The following is a 25,927-nucleotide window of genomic DNA, read 5'->3' on the forward strand; positions in this document are numbered from 1 at the left end:
CTAACCGCCCCGCCGCTGGAGCTTGCCGGCGGCGGTGCGGGGCAGCTCCGTCTCGAACCGCACCGTCGCCGGTACCTTGAACGGCGGCAGCGCCGCCCGGCAGTGCGCCTTGAGCCGCTGCTCGTACCCGTCGCGCCGGTCCCCGGGTACGGCGTCGCGCAGCACGACCCAGGCGTGCGGGCGGGCGCCGAACACCGGGTCGGGTTCGCCGACCACCATGGCGTCGATGACGTCCGGGTGCTCCAGCAGCACCTGCTCCACCTCGGCCGGGTAGACGTTTTCCCCACCGACGTTGATGAGGTCGAGTTCACGCGAGGCCAGGAACAGATATCCCTCCGGGTCCAGCCGACCCCGGTCGCCGACGCTTCGGAAGCCGTCCGGGGTCGCGACCACCGACGGGTTCAGGCCGGCCCACGGGTCGCGGCGCGCCGGCCGGCCGGTACGCATGAAGACGTCGCCGACCACGCCAGCGGGCACCGGGCGGCGGCGCTCGTCGAGGATCCGGATCTCGGTCCAGAACCCTCGGCCCACCGTGCCCGGCCGCGCCAGCCACTCGTCGCCGCGCGCCAGGGTCACACCGATGCCCTCGCTCGCCCCGTACATCTCGAAGACCGACTCGGCGCCCAGCCGGTCCAGCCAGAACCGCCGTACCCGCTCCGGGCACGGGGCCGCGGTGTGCAGCAGGCCGCGCACGCCGGCCAGCGCGTCGGGCCGCTGCGCCGCCGTCGCCGCCAGCCGACCCAGCTGATAGGGCGTGGTCTGCAGCCAGCGGACGTCCCAGCGCGCGGCGAGATCCACCGCGGCGTCCGGGTCGAACCGGCGCTGCACCACCAGCGGGTTGCCGTCGGCCAGCCCCTCCAGGAAGAACGTCAACGTCGCCGCGTGCTCCAGCGGCCCGGTGACCAGTTGCGCCCGCCCGGGCTGCCAGTTGAGCCGGTGCACCGGCCGGGTGCTCAGCGGGCGCAGCGGCCTCCGGCGCATCACCGTGTCGACCGTCCACTTGGGACGACCCGACGAGCCGCCGGAGCCGAGCACGAGGGCGTGCGGGGGCAGCCTGGCCGTGCCCCGCGCGGGCACCGGAGGCCCGGTGACCAGGTCGCGTCCGGCGGCGGCGACCGGCAACACCGCGATCCCCCGGTCGGTCAGGGCGCGCTCGGCGGCCGCGCGGTGCGCGTCAGTCCCGCGCCCGGTCGGCCGTACCCACAGCGGAAGCTCCGTGCGTGCCGCCGCCACCAGGGTCAGCACGCTGCCCATCGTGTTGTCCATGGCCAGCGCGGCGAGCCCGGGGTCGGCCGCCAGGAGCCGTTCCGCGAGAGCCGCTGTCACACTGTCCACCGTGGACCAGTCGAGCGCGACCGGTGCGCCGGGCCGTTCCTCGGCCACCAGCGCGGTGGCGGTACCGCGCCGGCGTGCGTGCTCCGCGATCGCCGCGTCAAACGAGTCCGGCACGCGTCTCCACCGCCATCAGCGACTGGTCCGGGTCGTCGCGCGGCGTCAGGCGCGCCGAGCCGGACAGGTCGGCCCGTGTCTCGTCGAGGGTGCGGTGGCCGGCGGCGCTCCCGCTGCCGGCGACGGCCGCCACCAGTCGCGTCACGTCCGCCAGGAGCACGCCGATCGCGGCGTCCGCGAACGACCACCGGTCGTATTCGGCGCACACCACCGGGCGCGGCTCGGCGATGAGCTTGACCCAGAGCTGCCCCGGCCGGACCGTCCAGGACGAGCTGCGGGACGGGTCGTACGGCATGCGGGCGCCCGCTGCCCGGGGCGCCTCGGGCGTGACGTTGACCGTCACGGCGGCCGGGGCGGGCGGGAGCCCGGGAAGCTGCGCGGCGAGCCTGGGCCAGGTCCACGGGGCCGCCGAGTGGGTGATCCCGGCACGCATCCGCGCGAACACCGCGGCGCACAGCGCAGCGAAGCGGTCCCCGGCTTCGGCGCGCACGCGCAGCGGTACGACCCGGTGCAGGCAGCCGATCAGCCGGGCCAGCTCGGGCCGGTCGCGGCCGTGGTGGAACCAGTTGAGATACACGTCATCGCGCTGGCGCGCGCCGGCGGCGAGTATGAAGGCCGACAGCCACACCGATGCCGGGCTGACCCGGACCGCCCGGGCCAGACGCCGCAGCCGCTCGCCCGCGTCGGCGACGGGTATCGCCGCGACCTGGAAACCACTGCGCGGCTCGGGCCGACCGGCCCCTTCGGTGGGCCGCAGCGCGGGAGGCACGGACGGCGGCAGCGGATCGGCGAGCACCCCGGCCCAGTGGGCGAGCTGCGCGGCCGGCAGCCGGTCACCCGCGTCCCGCTGAGCGGCAACGTACCGGCTCCAGGTGGTGCCGAGCGACGGATGTCCCGTCGTGCCCCACAGCTCCTCGTCGAACACCGCCTGGGAGAGCCCGTCGAAGGCGAGGTGGTGGATCGCGACGAGGAGCCGGTCCGGACCGTCGCGGCCGGGCAGCAGGGCCGCGCGTACCGGCCCCGTCCGGGTGAGGTCGAGGTCGGCGGCGAAGAAGTCGGCCAGCCCGGCCGGCCACTCCGGGACGGCCACGTCTTCCGGGGGCGGCGCGATGTCCTGCGTCCACCTGCCGTCGCGCTCCACCAGGCGCAGCCGCAGGGCCTCGTGCCGCCGGATCACCCGCGCCAGGGCACCGCCGAGCGCAGCGCGGTCGGTGCCGCCCGGAAGCGCGTAGACCAGCGGCTCCTTCCACGATCCCGGTATCCCGTCGGCGGTGAACGCGGCCTGCTCCAGTGCGAGCGGCAGCGGGCCCGGGTCGCCGACCCGGTCCTCCCGGCCTCCCGGAGCGGCCAGCGCGGCGGTCACCGGTGCGCCACACCCTCCCCGGTCCGGGCGGCGAACTCGGCCACCGTGGCCGTCTCGAACAACGCCTCCACCGGCAGCGCCTGCTCGGTACGTTGTTCCAGCTCACTGACCACTTCCAGGGCGAGTACGGAGTCGCCGCCGAGGTCGAGGAAGTTGTCCGTCATGCTGACCCGGCTCCGGCCGAGCACCTGGGCCACGACCTCGGCCACCAACTCGTCTCGCGGTGAGTCGGGGGCGACCCACGAGTACGCGTACGGCGAACCTTCCACCAGCTCGCGCAGGGCACCCTGGTCGCCGGCCGCCTCGGCGAAGCTCCCCGCGTCCGGAGCGACGACAACGACCGGCGGCCCGGCGGTGCCCAGCACGTCGAGTACGTCGTCGCGCACGTCCGCGCCGGCGCAGAAGTCTTCCGACCGGACCAGGATCACGGTCGTGGGACCGCCGGCCAGCTCGACGTCACACACCACCGCTTCGGCGACATCCTCGCGGGCGCGCAGGGCCCGCAGGATCACCTCGTCGCGTGCGACGTCTCCGGTGTGCTCCATCTCTCCTCCTTCTCCACGCGCGGATCGTCGGCCTTCTCCACGCGCTCCACCCGCAGGTCATCGGCCTTCTCCACGCGCTCCACCCGCAGCTCGTCGACCGCGGCGGCCACCTGCTCGGGGGTGACGCCGGAGCGGCACGGCGCCGGGCAGCCCCGGTAGAGCCGGGTGCATGTGCCGTCGCGCTTCATCGCCCGGCAGCGCAACGCGAGCGCGCTCTGCAGCGGGCGCACCCGCTCGCCCACCGGCCGCCAGACCCGGCCGTCGGTCGCCAGGTGCAGGCTCACCACCGGCGTGCCGATCGCGGCCGCCAGGTGGATCGCGGCGGTGTCGTTGCCCACCAGCGCGCCGAGCCCGGAGATCCAGTGCGCGAAGGCGTCGAGATCGCCGGCCGGCGCCACGGTCACGGCGGCACCCAGGTCGCGCGCCAACCGCCGCAACAGGGCCCGTTCCTCGGCGCCCGGCCCGGCCGCCAGCTCGACCGGCCAACCCCGGGCGCGCAGCAGGCCCACGGTCTCGATCCAGCGCTCGGCCTGCCACCGCTTGACTCCGCGGCTGGCCCCGACGAAACAGCCGACCGGCCCGGCTTCGCTGGCTGGCGTGCGAAGGTCGGCCAACCACCGGGTGCGCGGCGCGACCGGGAGCTCGCCGTGCCGGCGGAACAGCGCGACCGCGCGCTCGCCGCTGCTGCCGGCCTCCCACATGCCGTCTTCGTGCAGGTCCCAGCACTCGATGCCGCGCCGCTCGGCCTCCGCACGGAAAGCCAGATAGTCCCCATCCAGCTCGGGAATTTCTAAGCGGAGGTTAACGATCAGGTCGAGCCGCTCGGCGTCCACGTACGCGACGATCTCCGCCCAGTCGGCCGGCCGGAACCGCCGAACCAGCGGCGGCAACCCCGCCGTGCGCAAGCCCGGCAGGCGCACCCGATCGGCCAGTCCGAGCGGCAGGAACGGCTGGTAGCAGAGCACGTGATAGCTGGCGAAAAGGCCGGACGCGTCGGCGCTTTCCAGGAGGGGAGCGGCGATGACGTTGTTGCCGATGCCGGAGTTGAGCACGACGAGCGCCCGCCGGCGCGAGGGCGCATCCGCTCGAACCTCGTTGCCCAGCACGGCTTCCGCACCCTCCCCCCGTCGGGCCGCCGGCAAGCGCGCCGACACGGCCGATTGCCAGACCGAACCTACCGTCAGCGCGCGGTCGCCGCTAGCCCCAATGCCGCCTCGGTCAGATAAAGTGGTACGCAGATGTTTTCCATTTCGTGTACCCGTGGACGGATCCCCCACAGTACGATCGCCGAGATGGCCAAGGATGTTGTTCGCCCGACGATCGTCTTCGACGTGGGTTCCTATGGGTATGGCTCGGTGTCCATGGCGCTCGCGGTGGCCGCCGAAATCCTCGGCCGAACCGACAGCGTCCCGAACGACAGCGGCCCGAAAGACAGCGCCCCGGACGAGAGCGCCCCGGACGAGAGCGGCCGGAGCGAAAACGACCGAACCGACAGCGACCGGGAGCCGGCCGCCCACCTGGTCGCTCTGGGCCGCGGCGAGGCCGTCGCCCAGCTGCGCTCCAGCGGCCTGTTCCGGATCGTCGCCGACTGCTCCGACCCGGCCGCCGACCTCCGTGCCCTGCTTCCGGCCGAGCCGGACGCGTGGTGTGACTTCCAGACCGACGACCGCCGCAGCTGGCGGCTGGCCGCCGACACCGGCGTGCCCTACGTACACGTCAACATGTTCGCGTGGCGGGTGAAGGAAGCCCCGGCGGTGACTTTTCACGTCCCCCAGGCGCGCACCCTCTACGAGCGGTACCCCGGGTTCGAGGCGGACGCGGCACGTTTCGGTGCCGACCACGACGACTTCGTACCGCCCGCGGTCGGCCGGGTCACCGGGGCCGGACCGATGATCGAAGCCGCGCCCGAAACGGCCGCCGGCCGGGCGAAAGAAGAGGAGACCGGAGACGAGCCCGTGGCGATCGTGACGCTCGGCGGCGGCAGGGTGCCCGGGCTGTCCGATCCGCACGCCGGCACCCGCCTGCTCGCCACCGTGGCCGTCGCCGCCTTGCGCCGGGCCGCCCCCGGGCTGCCCGTACACCTCTGCTGCGGCCCCTCCGCCGCGACGGCACTCGGATCCACAGTGGACGGTGCACGGGTCCGCTCGCTACCCCGGGCCGAGTTCCTCGACCTGCTCGGCCGGGCGGCCGTCGCGGTGACCCAGCCGTCGCTGCACTCACCCTACGAAGCCATGCTGCGCGGTCGGCCCACCGTGCTGCTGCCGCCCCAGAACTTCACTCAGTGGTTCCATCTGCGTCACTGGGAACACGCCCGGCTCGCCGGAACGAGTCACACCCTCACGTGTCTGACACCGGAGCTCGACATGGACCCGTTCGGCCTGGAACACCCGCAGGACGTGGCGCTGGCCGGCGCGTACCGGCGGCTGCTCGACGAGCCGGCGGCGATCGAGACACTCGCCACGGAGGTCGCCGGCGCGGTACGGTCCGCGCTCACCGAGCCGGCCGCGGTCCGGGCCCACCAGGACAAGCTCTGCGCGGGCCTGGGCGGCGACGTGGGCGTCAGCTCGGTCGCCGACGTGCTGCTGGCGGCCGGCGGACGGCCCGTGGTGCGGAGCGGGCGGCCATGACGGTCGACGTGACGGTCGCCATCCCGACCTATGGCCGCCCGGAGTCGCTGGCCCAGACCATCGACAGCCTCGTCGAGAGCATCGATGACGACCTCGGCGTCGAGCTGCTCGTGGTGGACCAGAGCGACGGCCCGGTTGAGGAACACGCCGGGGCCCGCAAGCGGCTCTGCGACCGCTACCGGCACTTCCAGGTCGACCCGCCGTCGTTGACCGCGGCCCGCAACTTCGCGCTGGCCCACGCCACCGGCCCGATCATCGTGTTTCTCGACGACGACGTGCACGTCGGTCCGGGCCTGCTGCCCGGGTTCCGGGAGGCGTTCGCCGATTCCCGGGTCGGTGCGGTGGCCGGTCGGGTCGTCACACCCGGAGCGGGCCTCTCGGACGGCCCGTACCGGCTGCTGCCGTACGGCGCGAGCCGGGGCGGCTTCGACGTCGACGCGCCGGGGCCGGTCTACACGGTGCAGGGCTGCAACATGGCCCTGCGGTCGGCGGCGGTCCGGCAGGTTGGCGGGTTCGACACCGTCTACGCGGGCAACGCCCTGCGTGAGGAGACCGACCTGTGCCGGCGGCTGCACCGGGCCGGCTGGGAGCTCCGGTACACCCCGGAGGCTCAGGTGACCCACCTGCACGCGCCGTCCGGCGGCTGTCGCGGCGACCGCCCGCTGTCCGAGCAGGCCCAGCTGTACCACAACGAAGTCGTCTTCTTCCTGCGGCAGCGCCAGCGGGTCTGGCTCGCGCCGTTCCTCGGCTACCTGCTGGTGCACCACGTGCTGGACCCCGAGGCGGTGCGCGGCGGCCGGGCGCCGCACCGCGGCGCGGCATACCTCCGCGGGGTGGCCCGCGGGCTGGTCAACGCCTGGCGGCCTCCGCCGCCGACCGTGGCGCGGGTCCGCCAGTGACGGCCGCCGGCACTCGCCCGGTCGGTAAGCTCACCGTCGTGGGCAGCCAATACTTCGACGTTGAACCGACCACACCGATGCAGACCCGCACGGTGCCACTCACCGTCGACGGCCGCCAGCTCGAGCTGACCAGCGGTAGCGGTGTGTTCGGCTGGCAGCGGATCGACCTGGGCACCGAGATCTTGATCCGGTATGCGCCGCGCCCACCCGCCACCGGCGCCATTTTGGACCTCGGCTGCGGATATGGGCCGATAACCGTCGCCACGGCCCTGCGTGCCCCGGACGCGCGGATCGTCTCGGTCGACGTGAACCGGCGCGCCCTGGAGCTCACCCGGGGCAACGCGGCACGGCTCGGCCTCGGCAACGTCACCGCCTACGAGCCGGACGACGTTCCGGCCGATTTGTCCTTCGCCGCCATCTACTCCAACCCGCCCATCAAAGTGGGCAAGGAGAGCCTGCACGATCTGCTCGCCCGCTGGCTGCCCCGGATGCGGCCGGGGGCCAGGGCATACCTGGTCGTCAAGCGGAGCATGGGATCCGACACGCTGGACGACTGGTTGACCGCGTCGGGCTGGCCGGCCGAGCGGCTCCGTTCCAAGAGTGGTTACCGGATTCTCGAGGTGTCCGCCGGCCCGGGTGGGTCGGGCGGCGAAGACTGAGGAGGCGGCTGCACCGATGGACCGTGCGTCATTCGTATGGGAGCTTCGGCTCTGGTTGATCCTGTCGGCGGCCCGGCGGCGCCGCGTGGTGCACCACGTCGAGCTGGCCGAAGAGCTGGCTCCTTTGGTGGACCTGCCACCGGCCCGGGTCGAGGACCTGCTGCACGACGCGCTCGCCGAGATCGAGCGGTACGAGTCGGCCGCCGGCCGGCCGATGCTCACCTCGCTCGTGGTCAGCTCGATCAGCGGCGTCGTCACCGACGGGTACGTCGCCTGTGCCCGGTCGCTCGGCCACCAGGTCGACGACTCGCCGGAGGGCCGGGTCGCCTTCTGGGAATCGCAGTGCCAGCAGGTCTACGCGTGCTGGGCGGCGCCGGACGGCCCCGCGGTCACGGACGAGCCAGACGTAGCGGCAGCACCGGCACGCTGACCGCCGGCGACAGCTCGACGAGGGTCGCCACCGCGCGGGTGACGTCGGAGAGCCCGATGAGATCGGGCTCTCCGACCAACTCCTCGGTCGAGGCGACCCGGTCGGGACACAGCGCGGTCACCCGGATCCCCTGCGGCGCAAGCTCCGCGGCGAGCGACTCGGCCAGGCCGACGACGGCGAACTTGCTCGCCGCGTAGGCCGCGAGGTTGGCGGTGCCGGCCAGCCCGGCGGCCGAGCCGAGCAACAACACGAGCGGATTCTCCGCGGTACGCAGGAGCGGCAGGCCGTCCCGCACGAGCAGGAAGCCGGCCCGCACGTTCACCGCGAACAGGTCGTCCAGGGCTTCGGTGGCGAGTTCGGCTATCGGCCCAACGGTGAGCAGGCCGGCGCTGTGCACGAGGACGTCGATGCGGTCCCCGTACCGCGCGCGGTGTTGCCGCATGACGTCGGCCACACCGGCCGCGTCCCGCAGATCCGTCGCGATCGCCTGCACGTCGCGCCCGTCCGCGGTCAGCCGCGCGGCGGCGCGGTCGAGTTCGCCGTCCAGCCCGCGACCCACCATCGACACGCCGTACCCCGCCCCGGCGAGGTACCCGGCGATGCGCTCGCCGATCCCCCGCGACGCGCCCGTGACCAGTGCCGCCCGATCCACCACTGCTTCCTACCTCCCGATCAGCGCGCCGGCCCAGTGACCACGTCGAACCGGTCGAACAGCTGGCGTCCGTCCCGCCATCCGGCGGATTCTGGGTTGATCCACTCCACGGTGACTTCCTGCGCCCGCCGCTCCCGGTGGAACTCCACGAAGCCCTCGCGCTCCCGCTGCGCCTCCCGGTACCACGCCGAGAAGGAGCACCGGGTGCACAGCTCGCTGGTCCGGTTGCCGGCCCGGAACCCGGCCACCGCCGCGTCCCGCCAGATCTCCGCCAGCGTCCGCTCCCGGAGGTCGCCGAGCACCACGAGCCCGTCGTAGTCGTGCGCGCAGGGCACCACGCGGCCGTCCCACAGCACGGCGACGCTGCTCCACGGCAGCGAGCACGGCGCGGTGTATCCGGGCGCGTCCACGGTGCCGATCCGGTCGATGTAGTCCGGCTCGAAGTCCCACCGGCCGAGCCGGACGACGATGGCGCGGTCGACCCCGATCTCCTTGCAGTAGGCGAGGAACCGCTCGGCTTCGCTGTCGTTCGCGTCCATCCGGATCATCTGCGCCGTCACGGCCAGCTCGTACCCGCCGGCGTCCCGACGGCGGATCAGCTCGCGCAGGTTGCGGTCGGCCACGTCGAACCGGGCCGCGCGACCGCGGATCGACCGGTACGTGTCGGGATCCGTGGAGTCGAGCGACAGCACCATGTTGGCCAGGCCGGCGTCCAGCAGCTCCTGGGCCAGCGCGGGCCGCAGCGACGGCGGGTTGCAGGAGATGCCGGCGCGGACCCCCGCCTCGCGGCCGATCCGCACCGCCTCCGGCAGACCGCGGTGCAGCAACGACTCCCCGAAGTGGTGCAGCCCCAGGTAGCTCTGGTGCGGCGCGACCTCGTCGATGAGCCGGCGGAACAACGCGAGATCCAGGTCGCCGGTCTGCCGCGTCATGAAGTGGGTACGCGGACACATCTCGCACGTGTACGGGCAGCGGTTGGTCAGCTCCACCTGGTCGACCAGGGGCACCTCGCGCGACCGGGCCAGCCCGCTCACCAGCTCCGGCAACTCGTCGGCGCGGTCCAGCAGCAGGCCGAGCCGGCCGGGCGCGGTCGACTCGGGCGCCGGCCCGCCCCGGTAGGCCGCCTCAAGCTCGTCGAGCACCGCGCGAGGCACCCGCTCGCTGGCACCCTCGAGGTAGTTGTGCAGCACGATCTCGTCCCCGACCGGCCGCCAGCTCCAGAACGGCATCACGTACACGTCGGGCTCCCCAGCGTCAGGCTCGTGTTGCGGGTCACGGTCGAGGCGTAGGCCAGCTTGTACGCGTATCCGCCGCGCATGAGGTCGAGTTCGGCCAGCCCCGCCCGGTGGAAGTCGCGCAGCATCTCCTGCAGCAGCAGGTGACCCGGCGAGTATCGCCAGGCGTCGAGCCGGTACGTCGTGCGGTAGCCGCCATACCACCGGCCGTGCCGGAAGCCGAAGTACATGGCCAGCGGCTCGTCCCCGTGACTGAGAACGGTGAGCAGCACACCACCCTCGCGACCGCCGGCGGCACCGAAGGCGTGGAACGCCTCGTCCACCACGCCGCCGTCGAACGGCGCCACCGCATCCGCCCGGTCGGCCCACTGCGCGCGATGCATCTCGATGAACGCCGGCAGCAGGCGCGCGATGTCGTCCGGGTCCCCGAGTTGGGTGAGCCGGAGCTCGCCCAGCCGCGCCAGCCGGCGGCGCTTCATCGCGTACTCCCGGCGTCCGGTGACCCGTTGGAGGTGCGCCGCGTCCCGCAGGTTCACCGCGACCGTCTCGCTGTCCGGTGCCGCCGTCCAACCCAGCTTCCGCCCGGCCCGCGCGAGGAGCCCGTGCGGCCGAAGCTCGCGCAGCTCCACGGGATGATCCGCGCCGAGCCGGGTCAGCATGGTGGCGACCAGGTCGACACCGAGCGGCGAGTCGGGGCCGACCGCGTCGTGGTAGTCCGACCACGGCCAGCCCAGCGGACGGGCCACCGTGCCGCTGTCGGTGGCGTACAGACCGAAGCCGCAGCCGACGCGTACCCCGCCGGCCTCCGCGGTGAACACCACCGGCGTACACGACTCGGCGGCTGCCACCACTCGCACCCACGTGCGGTACCACCAGGCGCGCTGGAACGACGTGGCCCACGGGTTCGCCGCGACCAGCTCGTCCCAGCCGTCGGTGAACAGCGCCACGGACCGCTCGGCCTCGTAGGCGCGCACGTCGATGCTGGCCGACGCGGTCACGTCCCCTGCTGTTCCGGTTCGCTGCTGTACCAGTCGTCGCCGACCACCATGTCGCGCACCTCGTTTTCGTGGCAGTAGCGCGCCAGGTCGGACATCCGGTTGACGAAACCGTGCCCCTTGAGATTGAGCGAGGTGTTGCAGAGCACCCCGATCCCGGTCCGCTCGGCGAACGCGGTGAGCAGACCGTGCAGCACCGGCTCTTGTTCGGCGCTCACGGTCTGCGCGCGGGCCGACCCGTCAACGTGCGTGACGCCCGCCAGCCGGCTGTCCCGGACCCGCCGGAAATAGAGCATGTGCTCGTCTTCGAAATCCTCGATGAACGCGTCCGCGGCGTCCTCGATCCGCACGACCGGCGCGATCGGCCGGTAACCCTCGCGCTGCTTGATGTCGTTGAGCCGATCGCGGGTCGCGGTGCTGAACGGCTCGGCCAGCAACGAACGGTGCCCCAGCGCGCGCGGCCCGATCTCCCACCGGCCCTGCACCCAGGCGAACACCCGGCCGGCGGCCAGCGCCTCGGCGATGGCCGCGTCGTCGCGCCGCCGGTGCCGCCAGACCTCCGGGTTCGGCGCGCGGTTGTGCTCGAATTCGAGTCCACTGTAGACATTCCAGTCGAGGTGCCGGCGGCCCTCGTGAGCGACCATGGCGTCGATGGCGGTGCCGATGGCCGAACCGGAGTCGTTGGTGCACGGCGGGACGAACACCGACGAAAAGTGCCCCAGCGAACGCCACGCCGCGTTCCAGTCACAGTTCAGCCCGCAGCCGCCGGAGATGCGCAGCGGCGTGCCGGCCGGCAGCCGGTTCACCGCGACATCGGCGAAGCGCTCGAACAGCCGCTGGCTCAGCAGGGCCGCGGCCACCTTGCACGCCTGCGACTGCACGCCCGCGTTGTAGAGCGGGGTGTCCCGGAACTCGTGCTTGGGCGCCATGAAGAGGTGAGGCAGCGCGAGGATCCGGTCAACGGTCGCGGTGATGTCCTTGTCCGCGTCCTTCGGGTCGCCGTACGCCGCCAGGGCCATCAGCTTTCCGCTGCCCTCCGGCCGCGGTGCCCGGCCGCGGTCGGGGAAGGTGGGATCGGCCAGCGAGAAGAGGAACGAATAACGCTCGCCCGGTGCGTTCAACACGGGCTCGGAGCGGACCACCCGCCAGTCGCGGTCGACCACATAGAACGCGCCGGTGATGCCCTCCCACACCAGCACGGTCTCCAGCTCGTGTTCCTCGGGTGGCGCCATGCCGAGCGCCATCATGATGTGCGAGCGCTCGTGCGTGGAGCTGAAGTATTCCACCTGGCTGCCGAAGAAGCTCATCGGGCGGCGCTGCACGGTGTGCTCGCCGATGTAGCCGGCCGCGATCTTGCCGATGCCCTGGTCTTTCGACCAGCCGCCGAGTGCGACCACGTCGGGCATCCGGGGCAGCCGCTCGGCGACGTGCAGCAGGGTGCTCGGGGTCAACCGGGAGTACCGCGGAAAGGTGTCCTTCTCCGACTCCAGGCACCACAGCAGGCGGCCGTCCTCGACCACCGCGATCGACCCGTCGTGCCCAGGCTTGATCGCCATCACCAGCATCGGCGTCCTCCCCGATTATAAGCCAATGCGTACTAGTGACTGTACCGGATCGCGCCGTCGCCCCGATAGAGCGACAGAACGGTACGCTTCAGCGTAGCTTGTCAACGGCCGCGCACCGCCCGCTCGATCAGCGACGTGGTCGACCGCCCGTCCAGGTAGGGCACCAGGACCACGTGACCCCCCGAGCCCTCGACCACTCCGAGCTCCGCCAGATCCCCGATCGCGTAGTCGCCACCCTTCACCCAGATGTCCGGGCGCAACCGGGACAGGATCTCGACGGGCGTGTCCTCCTCGAACGTCGCCACCGCGTCCACGCACGCCAGAGCGCGCAGCACCGCCGCCCGGTCCTCCTCGGTCACCAGCGGGCGCCCCTCGCCCTTGCGCCGCCGCACGGACGCATCGCTGTTCAGGCACACGATGAGGCAGTCGCCCAGTCGCCGGGCATGCTCCAGCAGCAGGATGTGACCGCGGTGCAGCAGATCGAAGCAGCCGCCGGTGGCCACCACCGTGCCGCCGGCACGGCGCACCCGGTCGGCGAGCGCCATCGCCTCGGCCGGCCCGTGCGTCCACACCCGGGCGGCCTCGCGGCCCGCCACGTGGGCGGTCGCGGCGTTCACGCCCTCGGCGAGCGCGGCCGACACCGTGGCCCCCGAGCCGAGTCGGGCCGCGGTGGTGGCCGCCAGCCGGTCGCCGGCTCCCCGTACGTCGCCCCGGACGGCCTCCGGCGGTGGGATGACGAGCGGCGGGACCTGATCGTCGCCGACCAGCACCGCGCCGTCCGCGCCCCTGGTCACGGCGACGTAGCCCACGCCCCACCGTTGCCGCAACCAGCGGCCCCGGGCGGTGTCGCCGGCCAGATCGGTCTCGCCACCCGGCGCGAAGTGGGCCGCCTCGCGACTGTTCGGAGTGACCACCGTGAGTCCCTCCACCGGCGCCGGGCCGCGCGGGTGCGGATCCCAGACCACGGGCAGCCGACCCACCACCGCGCCCACGGCGCCTCGCACGTCGTCGGCGGCGGCGACGCCCCGGCCGTAGTCGGAGACCAACACGGCCTGCGCGGACCGCAGGGCGACCCGGCCGGCCTCCGGTAACGGTCCCGGCACCGCCGGCGGCTCCGCCTCGTCGAGCATGACGACCGTCTGGTCACCGGCCCGGACCCGGGTCTTCACCGGGGTGCGTCCCGCGGCGCCCAGATCGACCACGGCCACCCCGGCGGCGCACAGCGCGGCGAGCACCTCGCGTGCCTCGTCGTCGCGGGCGAGCGCGGTCACCAGAGTGACCCGGTGCCCTTCCCGAGCGGCGAGCATGGCGGTCAGTCCGGCGCCACCTGGCGACAACTCACGCCGCAGGTCACCCACGACCACGACCGGGGCCTCGGGCGAGACGCGCTGGGCAGCGCCGAGCACGTCGCGATCCAGCAGCGTGTCGCCCACCACGGTCAGGTGTACCGCGCGCCGCTCAGCGGTCACCGTCACACCGCCGACCCGTTGGGCGTCGCGTACGCCGACGGCGGCGCCGGCAAGGGGACGCCGAGCGCGCCTGCGCCCGAGTCGACCGGCTCCGGCACGCACCCGGCCAGCTCGCTCACGGAGCGGCCGGCTCCGCCGTCGAGCACCGCCGCAACGATCGCCGGCATGCCGTTCAGGCACGCACCGACCGTCGAGTCGGGGAAATACCGCTGGTCATACTCGGCGAAGCTGGTCGGTGCGGGACCCAGCGTCAGCTGCAACCACAACTGCCCCAGCCGCGGGGTCCACGCCTGTTCGGAGGGCGGATCGTAGGACACGAACGCGGCCAGGTCACCGGCCGGGCCCGTCCCCTCCGCCGAGTCGTCGAGCTGGATGTTGACCGTGATCCGGGACATTCGTTCCCGCCGCTGTCCGGGAGCCTTCGGCCCAGACAGGTGGGCGGCGAGCCGCTGGATGCTCCACGGCGCGCGTGACTCGCGTACCGCCGCCTGAACCTGGCCGAGGACCCTGGCACAGAACCGGTCGAACCGCTCGCCGGGATCCATCGCCAGGCGCAGCGGCACGCTGCGGTTGAAGAACCCGACGAGGTCGCGTAGTTCGGCGCGGTCGCGGCCGTGGTGCACCCAGTAGACCGACACGTGGCTGCCCCGCCCCGATTGGTCGGTCCCCCACAGTGCGACCAGGGCGCTGGCCAGCCACACTACCGGCGGGGTGACCCGGACGGCGCGGGCCAGCATGCGGACGCGTCCGGCTATCGCCGGGTCCGGCACCGATCCGGTGATCCGCCGGCTCCACTCCACGGGACTGGCCGAGGGGGGCGGCTCGAAGTCGGGCAGCCGCCAGCCGGCGAAGACCTCTTCCCAGTAGGCGGCCTGCGTGGGGGTGAGCCGGGGTCCGGCGGCACGTTGCGCCAGCACGTGGTCCGAGTAGCTGATCTGCGGTACGGGCAGCCGCGACTCCCCGCAGGCACGCAGGTTGCGGTAGGCCGCCCACAGGTCGTGGGTGAACGGCGCGCTGGACATGCCGTCCCACGCCAGGTGGTGCACGGCGAGCAGCAGCCGGGACCGACCGCCGGGCCGCCGCACGAGCGCGGCGCGCAGCGGGCCGTCGGCGGCGAGGTCGAAACTCTCGGCGAAGAAGTCGGCGAGTGTGGACGGCCCGTCGTCGAGTTGAGCGATCGGGAAGGTGTCCACCGGCGGCGCGATCCGTTGTCCCGGCGCGGACCGGTCGGCGATGAGCCGCAGCCGCAAGGGTTCGTGCCGGTTGACCACGGCGGCCAGCGCCAAACCCAGCAGGTCGACGTCGACGTCCGGGGCGATCTCGTAAGTAATGGGGTACTTCCAGCTGCGGATCGTGTGTGGCCGCACCGCCGAAATTTGCTCAAGTGACAGCGGAATCAGCGGACCCAGCGCCCCGTGCGTCACCCTGAGATCATACACAGATGCGAAGTGTTCTGGCGAGCCTCACTGCTCCGGCCACCGTCTAGTAGGCCGTGGACGCCAGCCGGAAGCCTCGGTGCAGCCGCTCCGCTTCGGCCATGATGTCGCCGGGGGCGACCCGCGACCGGTCCGGCAGCGCGGCGTCCAGCCGGCCGTTGTCGGCGCACGTCCAGTACTGGTACGCCGCGGCATTCGGGTTGTTCACGAGCCGCACGTCGAGCTTTCCGTCACCGAACCGGGCGCACCACTCGACGACTGTCGCGAACGTGACGGCGTGGCCGGATCCGAGGTTGTAGACGCCGGACTCGACCGCCTCCGGCGCCTCGACCAGGCGCCGTACCGCGTCGGCCACCACGGCCGCGGGTACGTAGTCGCGCGCCGCGGTCAACGAGTCGGCGAACAGGGTCAGCCGCTCCCCGGACGCGGTCGCGCGGACGAGTTGGGTCAGGATGCACGCCATCCGGCCCTTGGGAAGCTCGCCATCGCCGAACACGTTGGTGTACCGCAGGCCCGCCCACGCCAGCGTCGACCCGAACCCGTCGGCCATCCGCTCGTCGAGCAGCAGCTTCGACCGCGCGTACGGGTTGAGCGGCCCGGAACAGAGCGCGGTGTCGTACACGTCGTGCTCCGCCACCGGTACCCGTCGGCGCACCGTCCCGTACACGCTGTGGGAGGAGGCGTAGACGAAGCGGGCACCCGCCCTGGCACAGGCCCTCGCCAGCGCGAGCGCGCCATCCACGTTGACGGACCGCAGCCGCGCCCAGTCCGACTCCAGGGTGTCTGTGATCGCCGCCTGGTGCACCACGGCGGCGTACCGGCCGGCCGCGACCTCGGCCAGCACCCGCGGATCGGCGGCGTCCGCCGTCACGTGCCGCACTCCCTCGACGGTGCCGGCCGGCGGCACCAAGTCCACGCCCGTCACCAGCCAACCACCGGCGGCGAGCCCCGCCGCGACATGCTGGCCGACAAAGCCGCTCGATCCGGTGACCAGCACCTCGTTCACCACGACCCCGCGCCCCCGTCGGTCGGCCTGCCTCGGCAGGTTTGACACAGTGTCGCCGGTCACGTCTTGTCCCTCAGCGGCCCCATCAACTCGTCGACGAACCGCTGCCGGGCCGCCCGCTCGAACCGGGGCACCGGGCCGATGATGTGGAACCGGTCCACCCCCAGATCGGCCAGCTCCACCAGCCGGTCCAGGCAGTACGGCGCCGGCCCGAGCACCGCGAACCGCTCGGCGAACCCCAGCGTCAACCGCTCGTTCTGCGTGCCGTGGCGGCCGTGCCGGGTCATCTGGAAGTCGGCGGTCAACGCGGCGAAGACCGCGCGCTGCGAGTCGGAAGCCGGCCCGTTCACGGTGCCGTGCATGGTGGAGAACCGCGCGAAGGTGGCGATCCGGCCGCTGGCCATGCTCAGCGCGGCCGCCCGGTCCTCGTGCACCACGACGTTGACGAAGAGACCGATCTTGACATCCGGCCGGACCGCACGGGCGAGCCCGATGCCCCAGCGCACCCGCTCCGGGTCGGCACCGACCGCGAGCATGACCCGGTCGGCGTGCTCGGCGGCGACCCGGATCGCGCGCGGGCCGCTGGCCGCCACGAAGACCGGCACCTTCGGAACCGGCGGCCCCTTGCGCAGCCAGAGCAGTTGGCTGACCGTGGGGGTGTCGGCCAGCGGGAGCCGGTCGTCGATGACCTGGGTCGCGTCGCCCCGTGCCTCCGCCATGCTGACCGCCTCGCCGCGCAGGTAGGTCTGGACCGACCGGACGTAGCCGCGAAGCGTGTCGACGGACGCCGGACGCAGTCCGAGAAAGGCCAGGGCACTGTCGCCCCGGCCGATGCCCAGCGACATCCGGCCGCCGGACTCGACCTGGATCGAGGCGGCCGCGCAGGCGGTGACGGCGGCGTGCCGGGTCTGCGGGTTGGTCACCCCCACCGCGAGCTGGATGCGCGAGGTGGTCAACGCGGCGACGGTCAGCGCCACGTACGAGTCGCCGGCCCTGTTCTGGGAGTCGGTGTACGCGACTCCGTCCCACCCCATCCGCTCGAACTCCTCGGCCTTGCGTGCCAGCGGGCTCGCCTGGGTAGACAGCCACAGCTGCACGCTCACCCGGCAACTCCACCGGGCCGCGCGGCCGGCCCGTCCGGCAGCCCTATCGCCTTCGCCACCTGGTACTCGCGGAGTCCGAATCGGCCCAGTTCGTGGCCGTAGCCCGACAGTCCCCGGCCGCCGAACGGCGCGGCGGGGTTGAACGGCGCCCCGTTGATGTCCACCCGGCCGACCCGCATGCCCCTGGCGAAGGCGACGGCGTGATCCCGGTCGGTCGACCACACGGCGCCGGCCAGGCCGAAGCGCGAGTTGTTGGTGATGGCCAGCGCTTCTTCCTCGGTGTCGTAGGGCAGCAGGCACAGCGCCGGCCCGAAGATCTCGTCCTGAACGATCGGCAGGTCCGGGTCGTCGGTCACGAACAGCGACGGCGCCAGATAGTAGCCGCGCTCGGGCAGCGGACGGTCGCCGAGCGGATCGATCCGGTCGACCCCCTCCGCGGCCGCGTCGGCGAACACCCGGCGGACCCGGTCGCGGTGATCGGCAGTGACCAACGGTCCCAGGAGAGTGCCCGGGTCGGTCGGGTCTCCCGGCACATACTGGGCGGCGAACTCGGTGCACCGCTGCCGCGCCTCATCGAGATCTTTGCGAGGTACCAGCATCCGGCTCAGGGCGGTGCACGTCTGGCCCGAGTTGGCCAGCGCGCGGGTCACGCCGTATTCCAGGGCGGCGGGCAGATCGGCGTCGGGCAGCACGACGTTGGCCGACTTGCCGCCCAGTTCGAGGATCAGCGGCCGGACCAGGGCACCGGCCCGGGCCGCCACCAGGGCGCCCACCGCGGCCGAGCCGGTGAAGGACACCAGGTCGACACCCGGGTGCCCGACCAGCGCGTCGCCGGTGGCGACCCCGCCGGTGACCAGGTTCACCACGCCGGCCGGAAGGTCGACCTCGTGCAGCACGCGCGTCAGCAGCATGGCCGACAGCGGAGCCAGCTCACTCGGCTTGAGCACCACGGTGCAGCCGACCGCGATCGCGGCGGCCAGCTTCGCCACCACCTGGTGCAGCGGATAGTTCCACGGGGTCAGCGCCGCCACCACACCGACCGGCTCGTGCAGCACCACGGAGTTGCCTAGCCGCTCCGGTGTGCTCACCTCGGTCAGCGCGTCGAGCAGCCCGCCCAGCGCGCGCAGTGGCAGGCCGGTCTGCACGTGCCGGGACAGGGCGATGGGCGCGCCCATCTCGGCGGTGACGGTGGCCGCGAACTCCTCGCGCCGTGCCAGGAGTTCCCGGCGCATCAGGCGCAGGAAGGCGGCCCGCTCCTCGGCCGGCCGCGCGGACCACTCCGGCAGTGCCGCCCGGGCCGCCGCGACCGCGTCGTCCACATCCGCGCCCGACCCGTCCGCGACCACGGCAAGTTCTTCCTCGGTCGCCGGGTTGACCACCGCGATCCGGCCCGCGCCGCGCGGTGGACGCCATTCACCGGCGACGTAGACGACCTCGCTGTCCAACTGCTCCGCCTCTCTGCTCAGCCGCCCGCGTCATCCGTCTACAGTGGACGGGCCGAGACCTTCCGGCGCCGCCTGGGCCGCCCGCGCCGCCTGGGCCTCACGTTCCTGCCGTGCCGCACGGGCCCGGATCCGGCGCCGCTTGCCCCGCTGCACCAACGCCACCTGCTGAACCGTCGACGCCACCGCGAGATACAGCATGGCGGTGGCCGACTCGGCGCCGGCCGGGCCGCCCACCACGTGGTTGAGCACCCCGGCCCCGATGTGCAGGGCGACGGAGACCAGCCACAGGGAAATGCTCAACGCTCCGCCCTTGCGCATCAGCCGCTGGCCGTCCCACCACAACTTGACGGTGTGGGCACGCGCGACGGCCAGCGTCGCGCCGACCACGAAGCTGGCCAGGAGGATGCCCAGCGCGGCACCGGACAACTTGCCGTGCCCGGACAGCAGGGGAACCGCGAGCATGAGGCCCACGATGAGGAACAGGCCCTGCTGCTGCAGGCGTGGCTCGCGGGGAACCGGCCGGGCCTGCACCTGCCGGTACAGCAGGTAGCCGAAGAACAGGACGCCGAAGATCGCGCCGACATCCAGCTGACCGAGACCGTTACCGCCCGCGGCGAACGCCGTACCCAACATGCCCACCATGTTCCACGGCGGCGCGGCTGATCTCAATGGGTCGGTGCGCGGTAGTTTGCTGTTGCGTACGATTTTTGATGTGGCCACTTCGACCGCCGCGAGCGGTACCCGTGCCAGATGAACGCTTGGTGAGCATGTGAGTCACACTTCCGACGGCGACTCCGTACCCTTGTCCTACGCATTTGCTTTCGATATGTTGGCGGCTGGAAGCGACGGGGTTCGATCCGGGGACGGGGACCTGTGAACGACATTGCGCCCGAGACGTTGGATTTCGCCAGCGACAACCGGTACAGCAGATTTCACCAGCGAGGCACCCCGGTCAGTTGGTGGGATTACCACAACGGCCGGTGGATGGTTTCCGGTTACGACGAAGTTACCGCCGCCGCACGCGACACCGAAACCTTCTCGTCACGCCACGACATGCCGAACGGCACGAGCCCGTACGCGGGCGTGATGGTGCCGCCGACACCGATCCGCGCGGTACCCATCGAGATGGACCCGCCCGGCTACATCGACTACCGGCGGATGCTCCAGAGCCGGTTCTCGCCGACGGTGGTGCGCGTCATGCGGTCGCGGGTGCTGGAGTTCGTCACCTGGTGCCTCGACCGGCGCATCGAGTCGGGGCAGATCGACCTGTTCCACGACCTGACCAAGCTGGTACCGGCGATGGTCACCATGCAGCTCATCGGCCTGCCGGTCGAGCACTCCGAGATCATCGCGGACGCGGTGCACAACCGCAGCGAGGAGCGGTTCAACCTCAACGCGGCCTGGTCGCTGCTGATGAAGCTGACCACCGAGGCGATCGCGAAGCGCAAGAAGGAGCGCGCCGACGATCTGATCTCGTACCTGCTCGACGCCGAGGTCGACGGCCACCGGTTCGCGGATCACGAGATCATGGAGATCTGCTTCACCATGGTGATCGGCGGCATGGCCACCACCGCCAGGCTGGCCCTGGGTGGGCTGTCCTTCTTCGCGGTGCATCCGGACGAGCGCGACCGGGTCAAGGACGATCCGGACCTGATGGCCAGCGCCATCGAGGAGTTCCTGCGCTACTACAGCCCGGTGCCGTTCCTGTCCCGCACGGCGGTGACCGACACCTGTCTCGGCGGTCAGGACATCAAGGCGGGCGACCGGGTGGTGCTCGGCTACGCGGCGGCCAACCGTGACCCGAAGGTCTTCGAGCGGCCGGACGACATCCTCATCGACCGCAGCCCCAACCGGCATCTCGCGCTCGGCCACGGCGTGCACTTCTGTCTCGGCGCGAACCTCGGCCGGATGGAGGCGACCGTGATGATCGAGCAGGTGCTCGCCCGCATGCCGGACTACCAACTGGTACGCGACGCGTCACCGGTGGCCGAGGCCGATCACGGCTCGGCGGGCAAGGGTTCGGCCAGCGGCGGTTCGAGCGGCATCTCGGCCAACGGCAACGGCGGCTCGGGGATCAAGGACTGGACCATCGAGGAGGCCATGCGGGCCGCGGCCGCCGGCTGCCCGGTGATGCACACGGCTGTCGAGGAGCGGGCCACGGACGGCGGTCCCACCACCGCCGGTGCGGCACAGGGCAACCTGCCCTGGGAGGAGCGCACCCAGCGCGGCCTGCAGGTCCGGTTCACGCCGGGTGAGCGCAGCGGGCAACAGTTCGACTTCGACCTTCCGGAGAGGTACCGCTGACGTGGAGTTCCTATCGGAAGAGTGGATGGTGCAGAGGTTCCGCCTCGCCACCTCGGCGCGCTGGCTCCCGGACACGGACATCCGCATCCAGCACGTGGTGACCGAGGGACCGCGCGGCACCGTCCACTACTACGACGACGTCCGCGAGGGCATACTCGTCCGGTCCGGCCTCGGCAGCATCGACGAGCCCGACGTCACCATCACCAACCTGTGGGCCGACGAACTCGCCGTCATGCGCGGTGAGGCCGACATGTTCGACGTGCTGATGACCGGCCGGGTCGACGTGGCCGGCGACCACGGCCGGCTGTTCATCCTGATACCCACGCTGACCTCGCCCGAGGTCCGGTTGCTCGCCCGGGCCCTGGTTTCTGACGACGCGACGCTGCTCGACGAGGCGGTGGCGCCGGACGGCGCCCTGGCCGGCCCCTCGTCGGTCTGACCAACACACTCCCCCACAGACAGGTCGGGCACGGATGACCGTGCCCGACCTGTCTGGTCGGGACTATCGCGCTCCCGCCGGGGCCAGCAGGCATTCGCACAGCTCGCCCAGCATCTTCTTGGCCGGCGTGTCCGGCGTGTGCCGTAGCGTCTCCTGCGCCCGGGCCACCTGAGCCGTCAGGTCCTCGACGACCAGCGCATCCACTCCGTGCTGGCGGGCCAGCTCGATGGTGGCCGGCTGCCCCGCCGCCACACGCCGCAGATAGCGCGCGGCAAGCGCGTCGTCGGCCAGCGCCGTGGTGTCGGGCTGGTCGGAGTCCGACAGGCGGGCCAACTCCTCCGCGATCCGGTGAGCCACCCCGATTTCCTCGCCGAACCGCAGCATCGCGTCGATGACCTGGCGGTCGCTCCCACCGGCCAGCGCGCCGAGCCCGGCACAGGTGGCGGTCAGCGCGCCGGTCTTGTCCGCGACCACGGACAGGTAGTGGGTGACCGGGTCGTCGTCGGGCGTCGGCTCCAACTCCTCGCGCAACTGGCCGGTCACCAGCCGGGCCGCCGTGCGCGCCTGCAACTCGACCGCCTCGATGCCCAATCCGTTTGCCAGCCGGGCGGCCGCGGTGAACAGGAAGTCCCCGGTCAGGATCGCGACCCAGTTGGCCCAGCGAGCCGGCTCAGGCTCGGCCAACTCGGCGATCTCCGGCTCGTTCACGATGCGGTCGTGGTGCACCGTCGCGAGATGGTTCAGCTCGCAGGCGACCGCCGCGGTGATCACCCCGTCGTGTCCGGCCCGGCCGTAGCGGGCCGCCAGCAGCACCAGGAGGTACCGCAGCTCCCGGCCGGCGGTCTCCTGCCGGTGCCCGGTCGCGTCGTCGATGAGCCCATACCCGCTGCGCGCCGCCGCGTCCAGCGCCGCGTCGGCCGCGGACAGCTCCGCCACCAATTGCTCGGCGACGTCGATGTCGTCGATGTTCAACCCGACCCGCGTACCCACCAGCATGACGCTCTCCCCCGATCGTCGTGGCGCCTGCGTCACTTCAGCCGGACCGGCAACCGTTGCAGACCTCGCATGATGATGTTCGGCTTGTACGTAAGGGGCTCCGGAGTCAACGCCATCGCGGGCGCGCGACGCAGCAGCGTCCGGATGGCGATCTCACCCTCCAGGCGGGCGAGCTGCGCGCCGAGACAGAAGTGGATGCCCAGCCCGAAGGCGAGGTGCCGGCTGTTCGGCCGCGCCACGTCCAGCCGCTCCGGATCGTCGAACGCCTCCGGATCCCGGTTGGCGGCGGCCAGGATCAGCAGCACATGCTCACCCTTCGCGAACCGCCGGCCGTCGTGCTCCAGCTCCTGCAGGGCGGTGCGGGACACGAATTGCACCGGGGCGTCGTAGCGCACCAGCTCGTCGATGAACGAGGACTGCTCGGGCAGGTCGTTGTCCCGCACCCGGGCCAACTGATCGGGGTTGCGCAGCAGGGCCAGGATGCCGTTGCTGATCAGGCTCACCGTGGTCTCGTGCCCGGCGAACAGGAGCAGCACGCAGGTCGCCAACAGATCCGCGTCGCTGAGCGAGTCACCCGCCTCGCGCGCCTCGATGAGCCGACCCAGCAGGTCGGTCGTGGACTCGGCGCGGCGCTTGGCGATCAGCTCCCGGAAGTATTCGCGGAAGTTGCGGATGGCGCCGTTGCGCCGGCGGGCCTCGTCCGGAGTCAACACCTCCTCCGGGTCCTGCCCGCGGGCCAGGAACCGGGCCCACCTGGAGAACGTCACCTGATCCTCCGCGGGGACGCCCAGCATCTCGCAGATGACCGTCACCGGGATCCGGTACGCATACTGGGCCAGCAGCTCGACCTCGCCGCCGGTGGCGAACATGTCGTCAATCAGACCCTCGGCGAGCTGCTCGATGCGGGGGCGCATGGCCGCGATCACCTGGGGCGAGAACGCCTTGGCCACCAGGCCACGCAGCCGGGTGTGCTCCGGAGGGTCCTGACGTACGAACGAACGCCGGTTGCCCTTGTCCTCCGCGCCGCGCAACCGGTCGCTGCCCGAGCCCCGCCCCCACCGGCCGTCCCGAAGGATCGCCGCACAGTCCGCGTACCGCAGGTAGGCGGGCACCCCGAACATGGTGTCGTGCGCCGTGGCAGCCTCGCGCATCCGGCGGTAGATCGGATACGGATCCTCGCGCGCCTCGGCCGCGAACGGGTTGTCCACCGGGCCTCCACCTTCCGGGCCGACGATCGGGTCGATGGTGAAACAGGCCGGCACCCAAATGCCGCGCAATATCGTCAGCATCAGCGGTGTAAATCGGAGACCAGGCTAACCGACGCCGTAGATCTCGGCAAGCTCGATGACTAGGTGTAACGCGCTCGACAGCGTGTAGGGTTCGATATCGATGTATGTGTGACAATCGTCAACTCGTTCGCGGAAGTTTACTTTCTCACTTGCGACGAAACTCTTTTCGTAGCCGCCGCTTCCGGCTACCGTGGCACCAGGCAACGCGGGGGCTCCATTCGACAGCGACGAGCCGAGGATGGCTGATGCCAGAGCAGACCAACACGACGACGGCGACTGTCACCCCGAGCGCGGTTGGTGCCGCGTTCGGTTCCGAGGTCGCCGCCCTTGCGCGGCAAGAGAAGGCCGCGGCCGCCGCGGCGACCACCTTCGGCCTGCGCATCGAAAACCGGGAGATGTCGGCCTCGCTGGTCAAGGGCATGGGCGCCGTCGACCAGGTGCTGCACGCCGCGGCCGGCAACGTCTACCCGGACATCGACGTTCGGGCCCGATACCTCATCAAGGCCGGCGGCAAGCGGTTCCGGCCGCTGCTCACGCTGCTCGCCGCCCAGTTCGGCGACCCGGCCCGGACCGAGGTCACCACCGCGGCGGCGGCTTGTGAGCTGACCCATATCGCGACGCTCTATCACGACGACGTGATGGACGAGGCGACCGTCCGCCGCAACGTGCCGTCGGCGAACGTCCGGTATGGCAACTCCGCCGCGGTGCTCTGCGGCGACCTGCTGTTCACCGCGGCGGCCCAGCTGATGGCCACGCTCGGTCTTCGCGCGGTGAAACTGCAGACGGAGACCGCGCACCGGCTGGTGATGGGGCAGACGCTGGAGACCGTCGGGCCGCGGCCCGACGACGACCCGGTCGAGCACTACCTCGCGGTCATCCGGGACAAGACCGGGTCGCTGACCGCGGCGTGTGCCGGCCTCGGCGCGATAACCGCCGGGTGCCCCGACTGGATGGTGGACACCCTGCTGCGATATGGCGAGCTGGTCGGCATCGCGTTCCAGATCTCCGACGACCTGCTGGACATCACCGAGCCGCAGGGGCGCACCGGCAAGGCACCCGGCACGGACCTGCGCGAGGGCGTGGAGACGCTGCCGGTCCTGCACGTCCGGGCCAACCCGCGGCCGCAGGACGCGCGCCTTTTGGAGCTGCTCGACGGCGACCTCAACGACCCGGCTGCGCTGCAGGAGACGCTGGAACTGCTGCGGGTTCACCCCGCGCTGGACCTGGCGCGCGCTGACCTGCGCCGGTATGTCGACGAGACCCGGGCATGCCTGCCGGTCCTGCCCGAGGTGCCGGCCCGGGGTGCCCTGGAACTGCTCGCGGACGTCGTCGGCAACCGAAGGCGATGACGGTGCCCGAAGACGCACCGGAGTGGTCGCCGCTGTCCGGCTCGGTGGTCGGCTTCGACCTCGACCTGACGCTGCTCGACACCCGCGAGGCGGCGCTGGTCGCCTTGCGCGCCATCGATCCCGAACTGCCCGCGGCGGTGGATCTGGGCCGCTGCCTGACATCCGCCGCCGAGCTACGCGCCGAGCTGAGCCGGCACCTGCCGGAGCGGCGGATCGAGGAGGCACTGCTCCGGTACCGCGCGGCGGCCGATGCCGAGGGTGTGGCCGAGGCGCAGCCCATGCCCGGCGCGGCCGAGGCGCTGGCCCGGGTGCGCGGGCACGGGGGCCGGGCCGTGGTCATCACCGGCCGGCGACCGGAGACCGCCGCGGCCTACCTGCGCGCCGCCGGCCTGACCGTCGACCTGCTGGTAGGCGGCGCGGCCGGGCCCGAGAAGGTCAGCCACCTGCGGCGGCACGGGGTGGAGGTGTATCTCGGCGACCATCCGCTGGACATGACCGCGGCCGCGGCGGCGGGTGTCTTCGGAGTCGGCGTCACGACCGGATACGCGACCGCCGACCGGCTCCGGGCGGCCGGCGCACGGATGATCGTGTCGTCGCTGTCGACGCTGGTCGCGGGCCCCGAGCCGGCACCGCATCCGGCCAGGTAGCGAGGCGGGAGAGGGATGGCCGTGC

General features: G+C 72.2%; 24 protein-coding genes. 8 read left to right on the top strand and 16 right to left on the bottom strand.

Annotation, left to right across the window (positions count from 1 at the left end; translation table 11 throughout):
- Genes Raf01_RS00235 through Raf01_RS00250 form a run of 4 tightly spaced genes read right to left on the bottom strand, consistent with a single transcriptional unit; the run spans position 1 to position 4,634 of the window.
- The gene (locus Raf01_RS00235) at positions 1 to 1,449 is read right to left on the bottom strand and encodes an AMP-binding protein (RefSeq protein ID WP_203915605.1); all 1,449 of its coding nucleotides are present in this window, start codon (positions 1,447 to 1,449) and stop codon (positions 1 to 3) included.
- Positions 1,433 to 2,812, bottom strand: coding sequence for a condensation domain-containing protein (locus Raf01_RS00240; RefSeq protein ID WP_203915606.1), 1,380 nt, complete (start codon positions 2,810 to 2,812; stop codon positions 1,433 to 1,435). Before Raf01_RS00240 ends, Raf01_RS00235 begins: the two co-directional genes overlap by 17 nt.
- Entirely contained in the window at positions 2,809 to 3,357 is a 549-nt protein-coding gene (locus Raf01_RS00245) for a phosphopantetheine-binding protein (RefSeq protein WP_203915607.1), read from the bottom strand. The genes Raf01_RS00240 and Raf01_RS00245 overlap by 4 nt, the downstream gene beginning before the upstream one ends.
- Positions 3,321 to 4,634, bottom strand: a complete 1,314-nt coding sequence (locus Raf01_RS00250) for a glycosyltransferase family 9 protein (protein ID WP_203915608.1) — start codon at positions 4,632 to 4,634, stop codon at positions 3,321 to 3,323. Before Raf01_RS00250 ends, Raf01_RS00245 begins: the two co-directional genes overlap by 37 nt.
- Positions 4,635 to 4,649: 15 nt before the next feature.
- Here Raf01_RS00250 and Raf01_RS00255 point away from each other — a divergent pair, with 15 nt between their 5' ends.
- Genes Raf01_RS00255 through Raf01_RS00270 form a run of 4 tightly spaced genes read left to right on the top strand, consistent with a single transcriptional unit; the run spans position 4,650 to position 7,972 of the window.
- Positions 4,650 to 5,984 carry a hypothetical protein gene (locus Raf01_RS00255; RefSeq protein ID WP_203915609.1) on the top strand — a complete coding sequence of 445 codons (1,335 nt, stop codon included), beginning with the start codon at positions 4,650 to 4,652 and terminating at the stop codon, positions 5,982 to 5,984.
- Entirely contained in the window at positions 5,981 to 6,883 is a 903-nt protein-coding gene (locus tag Raf01_RS00260) for a glycosyltransferase family 2 protein (protein WP_203915610.1), read from the top strand. The genes Raf01_RS00255 and Raf01_RS00260 overlap by 4 nt, the downstream gene beginning before the upstream one ends.
- A 38-nt stretch (positions 6,884 to 6,921) precedes the next feature.
- On the top strand, positions 6,922 to 7,542 hold the full coding sequence (locus tag Raf01_RS00265; protein ID WP_239133259.1) for a class I SAM-dependent methyltransferase: 621 nt from the start codon (positions 6,922 to 6,924) through the stop codon (positions 7,540 to 7,542).
- A gap of 16 nt (positions 7,543 to 7,558) precedes the next feature.
- Complete coding sequence (locus tag Raf01_RS00270) at positions 7,559 to 7,972, top strand: hypothetical protein (protein ID WP_203915611.1); 414 nt, start codon at positions 7,559 to 7,561, stop codon at positions 7,970 to 7,972.
- Here Raf01_RS00270 and Raf01_RS00275 read toward each other — a convergent pair.
- From Raf01_RS00275 to Raf01_RS00320, 10 genes are all read right to left on the bottom strand, one after another.
- On the bottom strand, positions 7,932 to 8,624 hold the full coding sequence (locus tag Raf01_RS00275; RefSeq protein ID WP_203915612.1) for an SDR family NAD(P)-dependent oxidoreductase: 693 nt from the start codon (positions 8,622 to 8,624) through the stop codon (positions 7,932 to 7,934). The two genes, Raf01_RS00270 and Raf01_RS00275, sit on opposite strands and share 41 nt — an antisense overlap.
- 20 nt (positions 8,625 to 8,644) lie before the next feature.
- Positions 8,645 to 9,853 carry a radical SAM/SPASM domain-containing protein gene (locus tag Raf01_RS00280; RefSeq protein ID WP_239133265.1) on the bottom strand — a complete coding sequence of 403 codons (1,209 nt, stop codon included), beginning with the start codon at positions 9,851 to 9,853 and terminating at the stop codon, positions 8,645 to 8,647.
- Complete coding sequence (locus tag Raf01_RS00285) at positions 9,853 to 10,857, bottom strand: GNAT family N-acetyltransferase (RefSeq protein ID WP_203915614.1); 1,005 nt, start codon at positions 10,855 to 10,857, stop codon at positions 9,853 to 9,855. The genes Raf01_RS00280 and Raf01_RS00285 overlap by 1 nt, the downstream gene beginning before the upstream one ends.
- Positions 10,854 to 12,419, bottom strand: a complete 1,566-nt coding sequence (locus Raf01_RS00290) for a carbamoyltransferase C-terminal domain-containing protein (RefSeq protein WP_203915615.1) — start codon at positions 12,417 to 12,419, stop codon at positions 10,854 to 10,856. The genes Raf01_RS00285 and Raf01_RS00290 overlap by 4 nt, the downstream gene beginning before the upstream one ends.
- Positions 12,420 to 12,520: 101 nt before the next feature.
- Positions 12,521 to 13,888 carry a D-glycero-beta-D-manno-heptose 1-phosphate adenylyltransferase gene (rfaE2, locus tag Raf01_RS00295; RefSeq protein WP_239133260.1) on the bottom strand — a complete coding sequence of 456 codons (1,368 nt, stop codon included), beginning with the start codon at positions 13,886 to 13,888 and terminating at the stop codon, positions 12,521 to 12,523.
- A 2-nt stretch (positions 13,889 to 13,890) separates the two neighbouring features.
- Positions 13,891 to 15,255 (bottom strand): condensation domain-containing protein, encoded by a 1,365-nt coding sequence (locus tag Raf01_RS00300; RefSeq protein ID WP_203915616.1) that lies wholly within the window; start codon positions 15,253 to 15,255, stop codon positions 13,891 to 13,893.
- Positions 15,256 to 15,370: 115 nt separating this feature from the next.
- Complete coding sequence (locus Raf01_RS00305) at positions 15,371 to 16,393, bottom strand: NAD-dependent epimerase/dehydratase family protein (RefSeq protein WP_203915617.1); 1,023 nt, start codon at positions 16,391 to 16,393, stop codon at positions 15,371 to 15,373.
- On the bottom strand, positions 16,390 to 17,433 hold the full coding sequence (locus Raf01_RS00310) for an LLM class flavin-dependent oxidoreductase (RefSeq protein ID WP_203915618.1): 1,044 nt from the start codon (positions 17,431 to 17,433) through the stop codon (positions 16,390 to 16,392). The genes Raf01_RS00305 and Raf01_RS00310 overlap by 4 nt, the downstream gene beginning before the upstream one ends.
- Positions 17,430 to 18,878 (bottom strand): aldehyde dehydrogenase family protein, encoded by a 1,449-nt coding sequence (locus Raf01_RS00315; RefSeq protein WP_203915619.1) that lies wholly within the window; start codon positions 18,876 to 18,878, stop codon positions 17,430 to 17,432. Before Raf01_RS00315 ends, Raf01_RS00310 begins: the two co-directional genes overlap by 4 nt.
- Before the next feature lie 30 nt (positions 18,879 to 18,908).
- On the bottom strand, positions 18,909 to 19,511 hold the full coding sequence (locus Raf01_RS00320; protein ID WP_203915620.1) for a hypothetical protein: 603 nt from the start codon (positions 19,509 to 19,511) through the stop codon (positions 18,909 to 18,911).
- A 240-nt stretch (positions 19,512 to 19,751) separates the two neighbouring features.
- On the opposite strand from Raf01_RS00320, the gene Raf01_RS00325 reads away from it, so the two are divergent.
- Positions 19,752 to 21,182: a cytochrome P450 gene (locus Raf01_RS00325; protein WP_203915621.1), complete on the top strand. Its 1,431-nt coding sequence runs from the start codon at positions 19,752 to 19,754 to the stop codon at positions 21,180 to 21,182.
- 1 nt (position 21,183) lies between these two features.
- Complete coding sequence (locus Raf01_RS00330; RefSeq protein WP_203915622.1) at positions 21,184 to 21,621, top strand: hypothetical protein; 438 nt, start codon at positions 21,184 to 21,186, stop codon at positions 21,619 to 21,621.
- A 63-nt stretch (positions 21,622 to 21,684) separates the two neighbouring features.
- Here Raf01_RS00330 and Raf01_RS00335 read toward each other — a convergent pair whose 3' ends face one another.
- Both Raf01_RS00335 and Raf01_RS00340 read right to left on the bottom strand, forming a co-directional pair.
- On the bottom strand, positions 21,685 to 22,617 hold the full coding sequence (locus Raf01_RS00335) for a polyprenyl synthetase family protein (RefSeq protein WP_203915623.1): 933 nt from the start codon (positions 22,615 to 22,617) through the stop codon (positions 21,685 to 21,687).
- Between the two features lie 32 nt (positions 22,618 to 22,649).
- Positions 22,650 to 23,825, bottom strand: a complete 1,176-nt coding sequence (locus Raf01_RS00340; RefSeq protein WP_239133261.1) for a cytochrome P450 — start codon at positions 23,823 to 23,825, stop codon at positions 22,650 to 22,652.
- A 326-nt stretch (positions 23,826 to 24,151) separates the two neighbouring features.
- Here Raf01_RS00340 and Raf01_RS00345 point away from each other — a divergent pair, with 326 nt between their 5' ends.
- Positions 24,152 to 25,255: a polyprenyl synthetase family protein gene (locus Raf01_RS00345; protein ID WP_203915625.1), complete on the top strand. Its 1,104-nt coding sequence runs from the start codon at positions 24,152 to 24,154 to the stop codon at positions 25,253 to 25,255.
- A 2-nt stretch (positions 25,256 to 25,257) separates the two neighbouring features.
- The gene (locus tag Raf01_RS00350) at positions 25,258 to 25,902 is read left to right on the top strand and encodes an HAD family hydrolase (protein ID WP_203915626.1); all 645 of its coding nucleotides are present in this window, start codon (positions 25,258 to 25,260) and stop codon (positions 25,900 to 25,902) included.
- Positions 25,903 to 25,927: the final 25 nt, after the last annotated feature.

The sequence above is a fragment of the Rugosimonospora africana genome, assembly GCF_016862975.1.
Classification (GTDB): Bacteria; Actinomycetota; Actinomycetes; order Mycobacteriales; family Micromonosporaceae; genus Rugosimonospora; species Rugosimonospora africana.